Genomic DNA, 14,952 nt, shown 5'->3' on the forward strand with positions numbered 1-14,952 from the left:
CCCGGGAGCTCCCGGTGGCGGCCGTCGTCGTCCTGCGTGGCTGCGTGGCTGCGGCGGGCGTGCGGCCCGCGCCGTCACGTCGGCGTGGGGTCGCCCCCCGCGGCGTCGTCCGCCTCGGCCCCGTCCGCGGGCCCGCCGGACCCGCGCTCACGACGGCGGCGCTCCTGGTCCAGCCGGCGGAGGAACTCCGGGTCGTCGTCCGGGGCGACGGGACGCGTGGGTCGGCGCCGGGCGGGGCCGGCGCCGTCGCCGCCGCGTCGCAGCACCAGCCAGGTGACGGGCCCGACGAGGGGGACGAGGACGACGAGGGCGAGCCACAGGGGCGTGGGCAGGCCGCGGCGCGTGCGCTCGTCGCTGCGCAGCACGTCGATCACGCAGTAGATCGCCAGCGCGAGGGCCACGAGGTAGGGCAGGTACCTGAGCACCCGTTCAGCGTAGACGCGGTCCGGCGCGGCGCCGCCCCGAGCGCGGGACGGGCGCCCCGTGACGGTCCTGCGGAGGGCGGGACCCCGTGCCCGACGACGCCCGCGGCGACCTACGCTGGTGGCGTGCCCGTCCTCGTCTACTCCGTGCTGCGTCTCGCCCTGTTCGCCGTCACCACCGGGGTGCTGTGGTGGGCGGGCATGCGGTCGTGGCTCGCGCCGCTGCTCGCCGCGTTCCTGGCGTGGGGGCTGTCGTACGTGCTCCTGCCGGGCCCGCGGGACGCCGCGGCCCTGCACCTGGCGCAGCGGGCCGAGCAGCGCCGGGCCGGGCGGGTGACGGGCCGCGCCGCCGACGACGCGGCGGCCGAGGACGCCGTCGTCGAGGCGGGCGACGCGGACCCCGGGGCCGGCGGCACCGGCACCGGGACCGCAGCGCGGCGCGACCCCGCCTGAGCCGCGCGGGACGCCGGCGCCGGGAGCACCGGGACCGTCGGCGCCGGGACCGTCGCCGGGACGTCAGGCGGCGAGACGGGACGTCAGACCGCGAGACCCAGCCCGAGCAGCACGCCGAGCCCCAGCTCGAGCGCACCCGTGCCACCGAGCACCGGCACGAGGGCCCGCCCGCGCGCCCCCAGCAGGACGACCACGGCCAGCACGATCGCGGGCGCGAGCAGGACGAGCGAGACGATGGCCCACGCGTTCGCCAGCGCGCACACCCCGGCGAGCAGCACCGGCAGCACGACGAGCACGGCGTAGACGCGGCGTGCGCGGTGCTCGCCGAGCCGCACGGCGAGCGTCCGCTTGCCGACGAGCGCGTCCGTCGGCACGTCGCGCAGGTTGTTCGCCATGAGCAGCGCGCACGCGACGAGCCCGATCGCGACGGCCCCCACCCACGCCGGCCAGGACAGGCGCCCGGCCTGCGTGTACGTCGTGCCGAGCGTCGCGACGAGGCCGAAGAACACGAACACCCCGACCTCGCCGAGCCCGCGGTAGCCGTAGGGGCTGCGCCCGCCGGTGTACGTCCACGCCGCGACGACGGCGAGCGCGCCGACGGCGAGCATCCACCACTCGCCGGTGAGCGCCACGAGCCACGTGCCGAGCACGGCGGCGACGCCGAACGCGGCGAACGCCGCGGCGCGCACCTGCCCCGGCCGGGCCGCGCCGGACGCGGTCAGGCGCATCGGCCCCACGCGGTTCACGTCGGTGCCGCGGACGCCGTCGGAGTAGTCGTTGGCGTAGTTGACGCCCACCTGGAGGGCGAGCGCGACGCCCGCCGCCAGGAGCGCGCGGCCGATCCGGGCGTCGCCGAGCTGGGCGGCCGCGCCCGTGCCGACGAGCACGGGGGCGACCGCGGCGGGCAGCGTGCGCGGACGTGCGCCGGCGATCCAGTCGGACGTCGTGGCCATCGTGCTCCTGCGGGTGCGCGGGCCGGCGGCCCGGGTGGACGGGGAGGGGGACGACGTCGTCGTCAGGACGCGCCGGGGCGCGGGGGGTGCTGCGTCATGAGCGCGGTCGCGGTGCGCGCGACCGCGCGCCGGTCGGGCTTGCCGGGGCCGCGCAGCGGCAGCGCGTCGACGACGAGCACCTGCCGCGGCGCGCTGGCGGGGCCGAGCGCGGCGGCCACCGACGACCGCAGCTCCGTCAGCGACGGCTGCGCACCACCCTCGGTGACGACGACGGCGACGACCGACTGCCCCCAGTGCTGGTCCGGCACGCCCACCACGCACACCTCGCGCACGAGCGGGTGCGCGGCGACGACCGTCTCGACGGCGAGCGGGTCGACCTTGACGCCGCCGGTGACGAGCACGTCGTCGAGCCGCCCGAGCACGTGCAGCTGCCCGCGGTCGAACCGTCCCCGGTCGGCCGTGCGCAGCCAGCGGCGCCCGCCGACGTCGACGAACGTCGTCGCGTCGAGGTCCGGACGCCCGAGGTAGCCGGCCGCGAGCACCGGCCCCGTCAGGGACACGCGCTGCTCGGCGTCGACGGCGATCTCGACGCCGTCGAGCGGCTCGCCGTCGTACACGCAGCCGCCGCACGTCTCGGTCATGCCGTAGGTCGTGACGACGCGGACGCCGGCCTCGCGGGCCCGGGCGAGCAGCGTGGGGGAGGACGCCGCACCGCCGACGAGCACGGCGTCGAGCGAGCGGGCCGCCGCGGTGGCGTCGGGGTCCTCCAGCACGCGCAGCAGCTGCGTCGGCACGAGCGACGTGCGGTGCGGCCCCTCGGTGGCGCGCAGGCGGGCGACGGCCTCGGTGAACAGCGCCGGGCGGAAGGGCCCGTCGGCGATCGTGGTCAGCTCCCGGTCCGCGAGGAGGGACCGGACGACGACCTGGAGGCCCGCGACGTGGTGCACGGGCAGCGCCAGCAGCCACGACCCGCGACCACCGAGGCGGGCGGCGGTGGCGTCCGCGGACGCGCGCAGGGCGTCGGCGGTGAGCATGACGTCCCGCGGGCGGCCGCTCGACCCGGACGTCCGGACCACGACCGCGACGCCGTCCGGGACGCGCGCGGCGCCGCCGGTGCCCGCACCCACGGGGTCGTGCGGGTCGAGCGCGCGGACCGCGGGCCCGTCGCCGGCGAGGGCGGCGGGCAGCGAGGCCTGGAGGGACCCCGCGTGCGCGGGGACGTCGCGCAGCGGTCGGTCCACGCGCCCAGCCTAGGCCGGGGTGGCTCCCCGGACCTGCGTGCCGCCGGGCGTAGGGTGTCGCGCGGTCCCGGCGCACCCGCCCGGGCGGTCCCGGGGCGCGGCGCACGGGACGTCGTGGCGGGTGCCCGCGGGGGACCGGGACGACGCGGCGCGGGGCCGCCCGAGGATCGGAGCACGCATGGCACGCACGACGGCGACGGCACCGGCCCGCACGCCTCGGACCGGCGCCGCCCGGACGGCACGGTCGCGCGCGGCGGCCCTCCTCGCGGTCGGCGTGTCGCTCGCGGTCGCGGCGTGCGGCAGCCCGGCGACGACGACGCCGGATCCCGTCGTGGAGACCGAGCGTCCCGTCATCACGCCCGCCAAGGCGCCCGTGCCCGCGCCCGAGGTGCCGCCCACGTGGCCCCTCACGGGTGTCGCGGGCGAGCCGGACGCGCGCCCGGCGCTCGCCGTGAAGATCGAGAACACCGCGGTCGCGCGGCCCCAGTCGGGCCTCGAGCAGGCCGACGTCGTCTGGGAGACGGTCGTCGAGTTCGAGGTGTCGCGGCTCATCGCCGTCTACCACTCGCAGGTGCCGGACGAGGTGGGGCCGATCCGCTCGGTGCGGCCGATGGACCCGCTGGTGCTCGCGCCGACGGCCGGCATGCTCGTCTACTCGGGCGGGCAGCCGGGCATCCTCGACCTCGTCGCCGAGTCCGGCCTGCAGACGGTCTCGCACGACGCGGGCGCGCCGGGCCTGTACCGCGTGCGCGGCCGCTCCGCGCCGCACAACGTCTACGGCAGCCCGGCCACGTGGTGGGGCATCGCCGAGCCGGGGCGTGCGGCACCGGCCGAGCAGTTCGCGTTCGCCCGCCGGCCGGAGCAGGCGGCCGCGGTCGCCGCGGGCACGCCGGCGACGCGGCTCGCGTTCCGCCTCTCGGGGCAGTCGAACCCGTCGTGGACGTGGGACGAGGGCACGGGCACGTGGCTGCGGTACGAGGGCTCGGCGCCCGCGAACGCCGCGACGGGCGCGCAGCTGTCGGCCGTCAACGTCGTCGCCGTCACGGCCCCGCACCCGAACTCGGGGTTCGGCGCGCAGGGCGGCGCGCCGGTGCCGACCTACGAGCTCGTGGGCGAGGGCGACGCGGTCGTCGCCACGGGCGGGCGGTCCGTGGCCGTGCGCTGGCGCAAGGACGCCGCCGACCAGCCGCTGCGGCTGTTCCACGCGGACGGCTCCGCGGCGCGCCTCGCACCGGGGAACACGTGGGTCGAGCTCGTGCCCGCCGGCACCGGGTCGTTCACGGTCTCCTGACGTCCGCCGCCGCCCGGGGTCGTCCCGGTCCGCGCCCCGACCGGCGGTAGACCCAGGGGGGACAACCGATCCGCGGCGTGGTCCTGCGGGAGGACGGCCGGACACCCGCGGACCCACCCCCGCGCGCGCCCGGACGAGACCCGGGACCGACGCGGCGGGACCGTGCACCGGCGGAGGCTGGGTCCATGGCCACCACCGCCCCGCACCGCTTCCCGTCCCCCCGCCTCGCGCCTCGCCTGGCGCCCCGCAGCCGCCGCTCGGGCGTGCCCGTCCGGGACTCCCACGACGTGCGCTCCGCCGTCGCGGTCGTCCTCGCCGGGCTCGTGCTCGTCGCCCTGCTCGTCGGCGGCGGCGCCGTCCTGGCGACGCTCGTCGACCTCGCGTCCTGGGCCTCCGAGGGCTGACCCGCCGCCGCGCGCAGCGGCTCCGGGCCGGCGTCAGTAGGCGTACGGGAACCCGGACCAGTCCGGCTCGCGCCGCTGCAGGAACGCGTCGCGTCCCTCGACGGCCTCGTCGGTCATGTACGCCAGCCGCGTCGCCTCGCCGGCGAAGACCTGCTGGCCCGCGAGCCCGTCGTCCGCCAGGTTGAAGGCGAACTTCAGCATGCGGATCGCCTGCGGCGACTTCGTCGCGACGACGCGCGCGTACTCCAGCCCCGCCTCCTCGATCCGCGCGTGGTCGACGACGTCGTTCACGGCGCCCCACGCGTACGCCTGCTCGGCCGAGTACTCCCGCGCGAGGAAGAAGATCTCCCGCGCCCGCTTCTGCCCCACCTGCCGCGCGAGCAGCGCGGACCCGTACCCGCCGTCGAACGAGCCGACGTTCGCGTCGGTCTGCATGAACCGCGCGTGCTCGCGGCTCGCGATGGTGAGGTCGGCGACGACGTGCAGCGAGTGCCCGCCGCCCGCGGCCCAGCCGTTGACGAGCGCCACGACGACCTTCGGCATGGTCCGGATGAGGCGCTGCACCTCGAGGATGTGCAGCCGCCCCGCGCGCGCCGGGTCGATGGCCTCGGCGGTCTCGCCCTCGGCGTACCGGTAGCCGTCGCGGCCGCGGATGCGCTGGTCGCCCCCGGAGCAGAACGACCAGACGCCGTCCTTGGGGCTGGGGCCGTTGCCGGTCAGCAGGACGGTGCCCACGTCGGACGTCGTGCGCGCGTGCTCGAGCACGGCGTACAGCTCGTCGACCGTGTGCGGGCGGAACGCGTTGCGCACCTCGGGCCGGTCGAACGCGACGCGGACCACGGGCAGGTCGCGCGCCGTCGCGCCGGCGGCCGCCTCGGCCTCGGTGGGCCGGGCGTGCCCGCGGTGGTACGTGATGTCGGTGAGGTGCTCGAACCCCTCGACGGTGCGCCAGCGGGCGGGGTCGAAGGTGTCGGAGACGCGTGCCGGCAGGGGTGCCGGGGAGGCCGGTGCGGTCACCCGGCCACCCTAGCCGCGCCGCCCGGCACGTCCGGCGGTGGTCCCGACGGCCACCTAGCCTGGGCGGGTGCCGACCGGTCCCGACGACGTGCGCGTGTGGTCCGTCCCGCTGCGCACCCGCTTCCGCGGCCTCGTCCGCCGCGACGGGGTGCTGCTGCGCGGCGACGCGGGGTGGGCGGAGTTCAGCCCGTTCTGGGACTACGACGACGCCGCGGCCGTGCGGTGGTGGCGTGCGGCGCGCGAGGCCGCGGACGAGGGGTGGCCCGCGCCGGTGCGCACCCACGTGCCGGTCAACGTGACCGTCCCGGCGGTCGGGCCCGAGCAGGCGTACCGCGTCGTCACGGCGTCGCGCGGCTGCCGCACCGCCAAGGTCAAGGTCGCCGAGCCGGGGCAGGACCCGCGCGAGGACGAGGCGCGGCTCGAGGCCGTGCGCGACGCCCTCGGCCCGGACGGCGCGATCCGCGTGGACGCCAACACGGCCTGGGACGTCGACACCGCGGCCGCGCGCCTCGCCGCCCTCGACCGCGCCGCCGGCGGCCTGCAGTACGCCGAGCAGCCCGTGCCGGGCGTCGACGACCTCGCGGCGCTGCGCCGGCGCACGCACGTGCCGATCGCCGCCGACGAGGCCGTGCGCCGCTCCGACGACCCGCTCGCGGTCGCGCGCCGGCACGCCGCCGACGTCGTCGTGCTCAAGGTGCAGCCGCTGGGCGGCGTGCGCGCCTGCCTGCGGCTGGCCGAGCAGATGGGCCTGCCGGTCGTCGTGTCGTCGGCCCTGGAGACGTCCGTGGGGCTGGCGGCGGGACTCGCGCTCGCGGCCGCGCTGCCGGAGCTGCCCTACGCGTGCGGGCTCGCGACCGCCCAGCTGCTGGCCGCAGACCTCGTCGACGACCCGCTGCTGCCGCGGGACGGCGCGATCGAGGTCCGCCGCCCCGCGCCGGCCCCGCACCTCGTCGCCGCGGCCGCCGCCGACCCCGGCCTGACCGCCCGCTGGGAGGGCCGCCTCGCCGCCGTCCGGGCCGTGCGGTGACACGCCGGCCGCGGCCGGGCGCGGCCCGGCGCCGGGCTGAGGCGTGAGCGGGGCTGGGGCATGATGACGGCCGTGACGCCCGGCCCCGACGACGCCCCCCGCACCGCAGCCCGCCCGGGGCCGCCGTCGGCGGAGGCGGCGCGCGTCCTCGTGCAGGCGCTCGCGGCCCTCGGCGTGCGGGACGTCGTGCTGGCCCCGGGGTCGCGCAGCGCCCCCCTCGCGTACGCGCTCGCGGACGCCGCCCGCCCCGCCGAGGAGCGGCCGCCCGGCGCCCCCGCGCTGCGCCTGCACGTGCGCATCGACGAGCGCGACGCCGGGTTCCTCGCGCTCGGGCTCGCGAAGGCGTCCGGCCACCCCGCCCGCGCCGGCGAGCCCGTGCCGGCGGGCCCGCGGCCCGTCGCGGTGGTGACGACGTCCGGCACGGCCGTCGCGAACCTGCACCCCGCCGTGCTCGAGGCGCACCACGCCGGCCTCCCGCTGGTCCTGCTCACGGCCGACCGCCCGCACGAGCTGCGCGGCACGGGCGCCAACCAGACGACCGAGCAGGCCCGCCTCTTCGGCGAGGCCGTGCGGCTGGCCGTCGACGTGCCGGCGCCGACGGGCCGCCCGGGGGAGGACCGCGACCTGCGCAGGGTCGTCTCGCGCGCCGTCGCGGCCGCCACGGGGGCGCGCTCCGGCGACCCCGGCCCGGTCCACCTCGACCTCGCCTACCGCGACCCGCTCGTGCCGGACGACGCGCCGTGGCCCGTGCCCGCCGAGGCCGGCCTGTCGCACGTCGCCGCCCGGCCCGTGCCCGCCGAGCCGGCCGACCTCGTCACGGGCGTCCTGCCCGTCGTGGCGGCCGCCGAGCCCGCCGACCCGTCCGGGCGGCCCGCCCGCCGCGCCCGCGGACCCGTGCCGACCGTCGTCGTCGCCGGCGACGGCGCGGGGCCGGCGGCGCGCCGCCTCGCCGAGGCGAACGGCTGGCCGCTGCTGGCCGAGCCGTCGTCGGGGGCGCGGCAGGGCCCCACCGCGATCGGGGCGTACCGGCTGCTGCTCGCCCAGGAGCGGCTCGGCGGGCGCGTGGGACGCGTCGTCGTGCTCGGCCGGCCCACGCTCTCCCGGCCCGTGCAGCGCCTGCTCGCCCGCGAGGACGTCGAGCTCGTCGTCGTCGCGCCCCGCGGCACGGACTGGCCCGACGCCGGCCGCAACGCCGCGCAGGTGCTCCTGGAGCTGCCCGCCCGCATGCGCCAGGGGCGCGCGGGCGCACCCGCCGGCTGGCTCGACGCGTGGCGCGCCGCCGACGCCGCCGCCCGCGACGCGCTCGACGCGCTGCTCGAGGTCCCCGAGGACGCCCCGCGCTCCCGCAGCGGCCAGCGCGTCACCGGTCCGGCCCTCGCCCGGGAGCTGGCGCGCGCGAGCACGCCGCAGGACGTGCTCGTCGTCGGCGCGTCCAACCCCGTGCGCGACCTCGACCTCGTCGCCCGGTGGGACGTCGCGCCGCTCGTGCTCGCGAACCGCGGGCTCGCCGGCATCGACGGCACGGTCTCGACGGCGACGGGCGTCGCCCTCGCGCTGCCCGACCGGCGCGTGCGCGCCTACCTCGGCGACCTCACGTTCCTGCACGACGTCGGCGGCCTGCTGCGGGGGCCGCTCGAGCACCCGGTCGACCTGCAGCTCGTCGTCGCGAACGACGACGGCGGCTCGGTGTTCACGACGCTCGAGCACGGCGAGCCGGCCCGCGCGGACATGTTCGAGCGCGTCTTCGGGACGCCGCACGGCGTCGACCTCGCGGCGCTCTGCGCAGCGTACGGCGTCCGGCACACCCGCGTCGTCGACGCCGAGGGCCTGCTGCCCGCGCTCGCCGCGCCCGGCACCGGCGTGAGCGTCGTCGAGGTGCGCGTCGACCGGGCGCAGCGTCGGGCCCTGGGGGAGCGGGTCTCGGCCGACGTGGCGGCGGCCGCGTCGGCGGCGCTCGACGCGCTCGCGGTCTGACGCCCGGACGTCCGCCCGGCGGACGTCCAGGAAGTTCTCAGCCCCTCGGGAGGCCCGTCCCAGCGGCGCGGGTTGGAATGGAGGCCGACAAGGAGGCAGCCATGACCACCACGCCCGAGCAGCCGCGACCCGGCGGCGGCCACCCGCAGGACCACCCCACCCAGCCGCTCCCTCCGACCGGCGCGACGCAGCCGCTGCCCACGCAGCAGGCGCCCGCCGCCCCGGCCGCGACCCCGTCCGCGCCCGCGCAGCCGAGCCGCGGGGACGCCGCCGCGCAGCAGCAGCAGCCCGCCCACGCACCGACGCAGCGCCTCTCACCCGCGCAGGAGTGGGCCCGCTGGGACGCCGCGCAGCGTGCACGCCAGGCGCCCGCGCAGCCGGGTGCCGCCTTCGGTCCCGGCGCCACCGCCGGCGGCTCGGCGGGCGCGCCCCCGACGGACCCGTGGGCGCCGTCCGCGGACACCGCCGACGGCACGCCCCGTGAGCGCCGTCGCGTCAAGCCGTGGGTCTGGGGCACGGCCGCGGCCGTCACCGGCGTGCTCGTCGGCGGCGGTGTCGTCGCGGGCCTCACGCTCGAGGACGGGCCGCTCGCCGACGCCGGCTCGCAGAGCGCCTCGCTGGCCGACATCGGCCGGTCGACCACCGAGCAGGTGCCCGTCTCCGGCTCGTCCGCCGAGAACCCGGACTGGCAGGCCGTCTCCGCCGCGGTGCGCGACTCGGTCGTCGCCATCGAGGTCCGCACGCAGTCGGCCGGCTCGCAGGGCTCGGGCGTCATCGTCGACGACGACGCGCACGTGGTGACGAACAACCACGTCGTGTCCGCGGCCGCCGAGGGCGGCCAGGTGACCGTGACGCTCACCGACGGCCGCATCTTCGAGGCGGAGGTCGTCGGCACGGACGTCGCGACCGACCTCGCGGTGCTGCGCATCGTCGACGCCCCGGACGACCTGCAGGCCGCCGCGCTCGGCGACTCCGACGACGTCGCCGTCGGGTCGCCGGTCATGGCCGTCGGCAACCCGCTCGGCCTGGCCAACACGGTCACCACCGGCATCGTCTCGGCGCTCGACCGCCCGGTCTCCACCCAGGAGGACGCGCGCAGCGAGGCCGCCGTGACGAACGCGATCCAGATCGACGCCGCGGTCAACCCCGGCAACTCCGGCGGCCCGCTGTTCGACGCGCAGGGCCGCGTCATCGGCATCACGTCGTCCATCGCGACGCTGTCGCAGCAGTCCGGCTCGATCGGCCTCGGCTTCGCGATCCCGGTCAACCTGACCAAGAACGTGGCGAGCCAGATCATCGAGGACGGCCAGGCGGAGCACGCGTTCCTCGGCGTCACGATGGCGGACGGCACGGCCACCGCCGACGGCGTCACCCGCCGCGGCGCGGTCGTCCAGACCGTCCAGGAGGGTTCGCCGGCCGCGGAGGCGGGCGTGCAGCCGGACGACGTCATCGTCGCGATCGGCGACGACCCGGTGGGCGGCGCGGAGTCGCTGACGGCGTTCGTCCGCTCGCTGTCGTCGGGCGACGACGTGACGCTGACGGTCGTGCGCGGCGACGCGACCACCGAGCTCGACGTCACGCTCTCCACCCGTCCGGACGCGCTCACCACCGACCCCGACCAGCAGGACGGGCAGCCGGGGCAGGGCGGCCAGGGCGGCGAGGGCCAGGGCCCCGGCGACCTGCCCGGCGGCCTCACCCCCGAGGAGCTGTGGGAGTGGTTCCAGCAGCAGCAGGGCCAGGGCTGACCTCCCGAGCACGGCGGGGGTGACCCCGCCCGACCGACCCGGGCTGCGCGCCGTCACGGCGGCGCGCACGCCCGCCCCCCGTCGCCGACCCCCCGCGGCGACGGGACCGCAGGGCCCGTCGTGGGCGTCCCCTCCCACGACGGGCCCTCGCGCGTCCGGGATCCGTCCGGGGGCCGTCCGGGGTCGGCCGGGGGCGTCCGGGACGCCGGGGATCCGTCCGGGGAGCGCTCAGTCGTCGCCGAGCGCGAAGCGCATCGGCTCGAGCTTCGCGCGCGACTCCGCCAGCTCGGCGGCCGGGTCGGAGGCGGCGACGACGCCGCAGCCGGCGAACAGGCGCAGGCGGTGCGGGTCCGTGGGGTCGAGCTCGGCGGAGCGCAGCGCGATGCCCCACTCGCCGTCGCCGTCGGCGCCGAGCCAGCCGACCGGGCCGGCGTAGCGGCCGCGGTCCATGCCCTCCACGCGGGCGATGAGGCGGCGGGCGGCGTCGGTGGGCGTGCCGCACACGGCGGCGGTGGGGTGCAGCGCGGCGGCCAGCGCGAGGGACGTCGGGTGCTCGCCGCCGTCGGGGGTCGCGAGGACGCCCGTCACGTCGGACGCGAGGTGCAGCACGTTCGGGAGCGAGAGCACGAACGGCACGTCGGGCACGTTCCACGACGAGCCGAACGGCGCGAGGGCCCGCGCCACGGACGCGACGGCGTACTCGTGCTCCTCGAGGTCCTTCGACGAGTGCGCGAGGATCGCGGCGCGGCCCATGTCGGCGTCGTCGTCGCCCGTCCGGCGGATGGTGCCGGCGAGCACGCGCGACGTGACGAGCCCGCGCTCGGAGCGCACCAGCAGCTCCGGCGTCGCGCCGACGAGCCCGTCGACGCTGAACGTCCAGCACGACCGGTACCGGTCGGCGAGGCGGTGCAGCGCCCACCGGACGTCGAGCGGACGGGACGTGCGCGCCTCGACGTCGCGCGCGAGGACGACCTTGTCGACCTCGCCGTCGCGGATCGCGGCGACGCCGCGGGCCACGACGTCGAGCCAGTCGTCGGCGTCGACGGCGCCGTCGCGGTAGGTGACGTCGCCGGGCGGGCGCGGGTCGGTGCGCGGCGGGACGACGTCGCCCAGCCGCGGGTACGCGCCGAGCCGGGCGGGGTCGGTGAGCGTGGTGAGCCAGGTGCGGCCGTCGCGGCGCCCGACGACCACGCGCGGGACGACGAGGACGCCGCCCGCGGCGGAGTCGTCGTCGAACGCGAACGACGCGAACGCCACCGGGCCGGTGCCGGGCAGGCGGACCTCGTCGCGGACGATGGCGTGGTCGACGACCTCGCGCCACGCGCGCTCGGCGGAGGCGAACCGGTCGGGCCCGTGCACCTCGACGCGGGCGGCCTCGCCCCACGCGACGAGCCCGTCGCCGCGGCGGACCCACGCGAGGGGGGCGTCGCCGGGCAGCAGGTCGAGCAGGTCGGCCGGGTCGGGGGCGTCGCCGGCGCGCGTCGGCAGGTCGTCGACGGCCACCGTGCGCACCACCAGGGGGTGGGGCAGGTGTAGCTGCCGGGGCAGGTGCCGCTGCCGGGGCGGGTGCCGCTGCGCGGGAGCGCCGCTCGACGTGCTCATCGCCAGCCAGGGTAGGACCTCGCGCGCGCCCGGAGGGGCGGCGGGGGGCCGGTGGCGACGCACGTCACACCGCCGTCGCGGCGGCGGCGTCCGTGCGGCCTGGCCGTCCGGCGCCGACCTGCGACGATGGGCCCATGCCGCGCGCCACCCTCGACAAGGACCCCCGCGACGTCGCCGCCATGTTCGACGCCGTCGCGCACCGGTACGACGTGACGAACGACGTCATCTCCCTCGGGCAGGACCGCGCGTGGCGGCGCGCCACCCTCGCGGCCGTGGGAGCGCAGCGCGGCGAGACGGTGCTCGACCTCGCGGCCGGCACGGGGACGTCCAGCGAGCCCCTCGCCGACGCCGGCGTGCACGTCGTCCCGTGCGACCTGTCGACGGGCATGCTCGGGGTCGGCAAGCGCCGCCGGCCGGACCTGCCGTTCGTCGCGGGCGACGCGCTGCACCTGCCGTTCGTGGACGCGTCCTTCGACGCGGTGACCATCTCCTTCGGCCTGCGCAACGTGCCGGAGCCGGACGTCGCGCTCGAGGAGATGCTCCGGGTGACGAAGCCGGGCGGCCGCCTCGTGGTCTGCGAGTTCTCGCGGCCGACGTTCGCCCCGTTCCGCGCCGTCTACACGAACTACCTCATGCGGGCGCTGCCGCCCGTGGCGCGGGCCGTGTCGAAGGAGCCGGACGCCTACGTCTACCTCGCCGAGTCGATCCGCGAGTGGCCCGACCAGCGTGCGCTCGGCCTGCTGCTCAAGCAGGCGGGCTGGGTCGACGTCGCGTACCGCAACCTGTCCGGCGGCATCGTCGCGCTGCACCGCGGCCGCCGCCCGTAGGGCGCGCAGCGGACGCGTCCGCGCAGGTCACGGGACCGACGTCCCGGTCCGCCCGCCAGGTAAGTCCTACCTTCGCAGACAGGTCGGGTGACGCTGGCTACACTCGCAGCGTCGCACGTGAACGACGTCACAAAGTGGGGTGGACGTGGTGGACGCAGCGCACGATGACGCCGACGTCATCGTCGTCGGTGCAGGCCCGGCAGGGGCCTCCGCGGCGTACCACTGCGCCGCCGCGGGCCTCGACGTGCTGCTCCTCGAGAAGGCGTCCTTCCCCCGGGACAAGATCTGCGGCGACGGCCTGACGCCCCGCGCGGTGGCCGAGCTCGTGCGCATGGGCGTGCCGATCCGGGAGCAGGACGGCTGGATCCGCAACAGGGGCCTGCGCGTCATCGGCGGCGGGCACCGCATCGAGCTGGAGTGGCCCGAGCTGTCGGTGTACCCGTCGTACGGGCTCGCCCGCGCACGGACGTCGTTCGACCAGACCCTCGCCGAGCACGCGCGCGCCGCCGGCGCCAAGCTGCTCGAGCGCACGGCGGTCATCCGGCCGGTCCGCGACGAGCGCACGGGTCGCGTCGCCGGCGTGCGCGCCCGGTCCGTCGACCACGACGGGCGCCGCACGGTCGACGCCGGCGACGAGGTCACGTACCGCGCGCCGGTCGTCATCGCCGCCGACGGGGTGTCCGCGCGCCTCGCGACCGCCGTGGGCCGCGTCAAGCGCGACGACCGGCCCATGGGCGTGGCCGTCCGCACGTACTTCCGCACGCCGCGCCACGACGACCCGTGGATGGAGTCGCACCTCGAGCTGTGGGACGGCGCGCCGGGCCGGTCGAACCTCATGCCCGGGTACGGCTGGATCTTCTCGCTCGGCGACGGCACGGCGAACGTCGGCCTCGGGTCCGTGAGCTCGACGGCCGCCGCGACGAAGGTGGACTACAAGGACCTGTTCGCGCGGTGGATGGCCAACGCCCCGGCCGAGTGGGAGTTCACGCCGGAGAACCAGGTCGGCCCCGTGCGCGGCGCCGCGCTGCCGATGGGCTTCAACCGCGGGCCGCTCTACGCGGACGGGCTGCTGCTGGCCGGCGACGCCGCCGGCATGGTGAGCCCGTTCAACGGCGAGGGCATCGCGTACGGCCTGCAGGCCGGGCGCGTGGCCGCGGACGCGATCGCGCAGGGCCTCGCGCGCGGCTCCGCCGCCGGCCGCGAGCGCGCGCTCGCGACGTACCAGTCCCGCATGAAGGACGACCTGGGCGGCTACTACACGCTCGGCCGGCAGTTCGTGCGGCTGATCGAGCACCCGCAGGTGATGCGGCTGTGCACCCGGTACGGGCTGCCGCGGCCGCTGCTCATGCGGTTCGTGCTCAAGCTCCTGTCCGACTGCTACGAGCCGCGCGGCGGGGACGTGGTCGACCGCGTCATCGCCGGCCTGGCGAGGATCGCCCCGGCCGCCTGACCCGCACGCCCCGACTGACCCGCACGACCGGCCTGACCCGCACGACCCGCACCATCGACCCGCTCGCCCCGGCCCCGGCCGGACCTCGACGCCGAGGAGGACCGCACGATGACCAACCCGTACGTGCCGCTGCTGGTGCTGATGGGCATCGCCGCCGTGCTGGCGCTGGGCGGCGTGGGGGCCAGCGCGATCCTCGGCCCCAGGCGGTATAACCGCGCCAAGCTCGAGGCGTACGAGTGCGGCATCGAGCCGACGCCGCACGCGGTGGGCGGCGGGCGTTTCCCGATCAAGTACTACCTCGTCGCGATGACCTTCATCATCTTCGACATCGAGGTGGTCTTCCTCTACCCGTGGGCCGTGAGCTTCGCCGAGGTGGCCACGTTCGGCCTCGTCGCGATGCTCGCGTTCCTCGTCCTCATCACCGTGCCGTTCGTCTACGAGTGGAAGCGCGGCGGGTTCGAGTGGGACTGACCTCCGGCGGCACGACCGCGCGCACCCCTGGCACCACCACGAGCACGAGAACGACGCCGGCACCGACGCCGCACC

The 14,952-nt window shown here is 77.9% G+C and carries 14 protein-coding genes; 9 read left to right on the forward strand and 5 right to left on the reverse strand.

The window, feature by feature from the left end:
* Window positions 1–74: 74 nt before the first annotated feature.
* On the reverse strand, window positions 75–425 hold the full coding sequence (locus tag ACFUMH_RS07070; protein WP_378202522.1) for a PLDc N-terminal domain-containing protein: 351 nt from the start codon (window positions 423–425) through the stop codon (window positions 75–77).
* 123 nt (window positions 426–548) lie between these two features.
* Between ACFUMH_RS07070 and ACFUMH_RS07075 the strand changes: the two genes are divergently transcribed.
* Window positions 549–875: a DUF4229 domain-containing protein gene (locus ACFUMH_RS07075; protein ID WP_378202525.1), complete on the forward strand. Its 327-nt coding sequence runs from the start codon at window positions 549–551 to the stop codon at window positions 873–875.
* A gap of 83 nt (window positions 876–958) precedes the next feature.
* On the opposite strand, the gene ACFUMH_RS07080 is transcribed toward ACFUMH_RS07075, so the two are convergent.
* Window positions 959–1,828, reverse strand: a complete 870-nt coding sequence (locus tag ACFUMH_RS07080; RefSeq protein WP_378202528.1) for a 1,4-dihydroxy-2-naphthoate polyprenyltransferase — start codon at window positions 1,826–1,828, stop codon at window positions 959–961.
* 62 nt (window positions 1,829–1,890) lie between these two features.
* On the reverse strand, window positions 1,891–3,069 hold the full coding sequence (menE, locus tag ACFUMH_RS07085) for an o-succinylbenzoate--CoA ligase (protein ID WP_378202531.1): 1,179 nt from the start codon (window positions 3,067–3,069) through the stop codon (window positions 1,891–1,893).
* A gap of 178 nt (window positions 3,070–3,247) precedes the next feature.
* Between menE and ACFUMH_RS07090 the strand changes: the two genes are divergently transcribed.
* Together ACFUMH_RS07090 and ACFUMH_RS07095 are read left to right on the forward strand one after the other, a co-directional pair.
* The gene (locus tag ACFUMH_RS07090; protein WP_378202534.1) at window positions 3,248–4,360 is read left to right on the forward strand and encodes a DUF3048 domain-containing protein; all 1,113 of its coding nucleotides are present in this window, start codon (window positions 3,248–3,250) and stop codon (window positions 4,358–4,360) included.
* Window positions 4,361–4,545: 185 nt separating this feature from the next.
* A complete protein-coding gene (locus tag ACFUMH_RS07095; protein ID WP_378202536.1) occupies window positions 4,546–4,764 on the forward strand; it encodes a hypothetical protein in 219 nt (72 codons plus the stop codon).
* A gap of 33 nt (window positions 4,765–4,797) precedes the next feature.
* Here the strand turns inward: ACFUMH_RS07095 and ACFUMH_RS07100 are convergent, their stop codons facing one another.
* Complete coding sequence (locus ACFUMH_RS07100; protein ID WP_378202539.1) at window positions 4,798–5,781, reverse strand: 1,4-dihydroxy-2-naphthoyl-CoA synthase; 984 nt, start codon at window positions 5,779–5,781, stop codon at window positions 4,798–4,800.
* 67 nt (window positions 5,782–5,848) lie between these two features.
* Here ACFUMH_RS07100 and ACFUMH_RS07105 point away from each other — a divergent pair, with 67 nt between their 5' ends.
* The 3 genes from ACFUMH_RS07105 to ACFUMH_RS07115 all read left to right on the forward strand — a co-directional run bounded on the left by ACFUMH_RS07105 (window position 5,849) and on the right by ACFUMH_RS07115 (window position 10,527).
* Window positions 5,849–6,808 (forward strand): o-succinylbenzoate synthase, encoded by a 960-nt coding sequence (locus tag ACFUMH_RS07105; protein ID WP_378202542.1) that lies wholly within the window; start codon window positions 5,849–5,851, stop codon window positions 6,806–6,808.
* A gap of 60 nt (window positions 6,809–6,868) precedes the next feature.
* Complete coding sequence (menD, locus tag ACFUMH_RS07110) at window positions 6,869–8,782, forward strand: 2-succinyl-5-enolpyruvyl-6-hydroxy-3-cyclohexene-1-carboxylic-acid synthase (RefSeq protein WP_378202545.1); 1,914 nt, start codon at window positions 6,869–6,871, stop codon at window positions 8,780–8,782.
* Between the two features lie 101 nt (window positions 8,783–8,883).
* Window positions 8,884–10,527 (forward strand): S1C family serine protease, encoded by a 1,644-nt coding sequence (locus ACFUMH_RS07115; protein ID WP_378202549.1) that lies wholly within the window; start codon window positions 8,884–8,886, stop codon window positions 10,525–10,527.
* Between the two features lie 228 nt (window positions 10,528–10,755).
* On the opposite strand, the gene ACFUMH_RS07120 is transcribed toward ACFUMH_RS07115, so the two are convergent.
* On the reverse strand, window positions 10,756–12,129 hold the full coding sequence (locus ACFUMH_RS07120) for an isochorismate synthase MenF (RefSeq protein ID WP_378202552.1): 1,374 nt from the start codon (window positions 12,127–12,129) through the stop codon (window positions 10,756–10,758).
* Between the two features lie 134 nt (window positions 12,130–12,263).
* Here ACFUMH_RS07120 and ACFUMH_RS07125 point away from each other — a divergent pair, with 134 nt between their 5' ends.
* The 3 genes from ACFUMH_RS07125 to ACFUMH_RS07135 all read left to right on the forward strand — a co-directional run bounded on the left by ACFUMH_RS07125 (window position 12,264) and on the right by ACFUMH_RS07135 (window position 14,877).
* Entirely contained in the window at window positions 12,264–12,956 is a 693-nt protein-coding gene (locus tag ACFUMH_RS07125; protein ID WP_378202555.1) for a demethylmenaquinone methyltransferase, read from the forward strand.
* A 148-nt stretch (window positions 12,957–13,104) separates the two neighbouring features.
* Complete coding sequence (locus tag ACFUMH_RS07130) at window positions 13,105–14,406, forward strand: geranylgeranyl reductase family protein (RefSeq protein WP_378202558.1); 1,302 nt, start codon at window positions 13,105–13,107, stop codon at window positions 14,404–14,406.
* A 108-nt stretch (window positions 14,407–14,514) separates the two neighbouring features.
* A complete protein-coding gene (locus ACFUMH_RS07135; RefSeq protein ID WP_378202561.1) occupies window positions 14,515–14,877 on the forward strand; it encodes an NADH-quinone oxidoreductase subunit A in 363 nt (120 codons plus the stop codon).
* Window positions 14,878–14,952: the final 75 nt, after the last annotated feature.

Source organism: Cellulomonas sp. NPDC057328, from assembly GCF_042667215.1.
Lineage (GTDB): Bacteria > Actinomycetota > Actinomycetes > Actinomycetales > Cellulomonadaceae > Cellulomonas.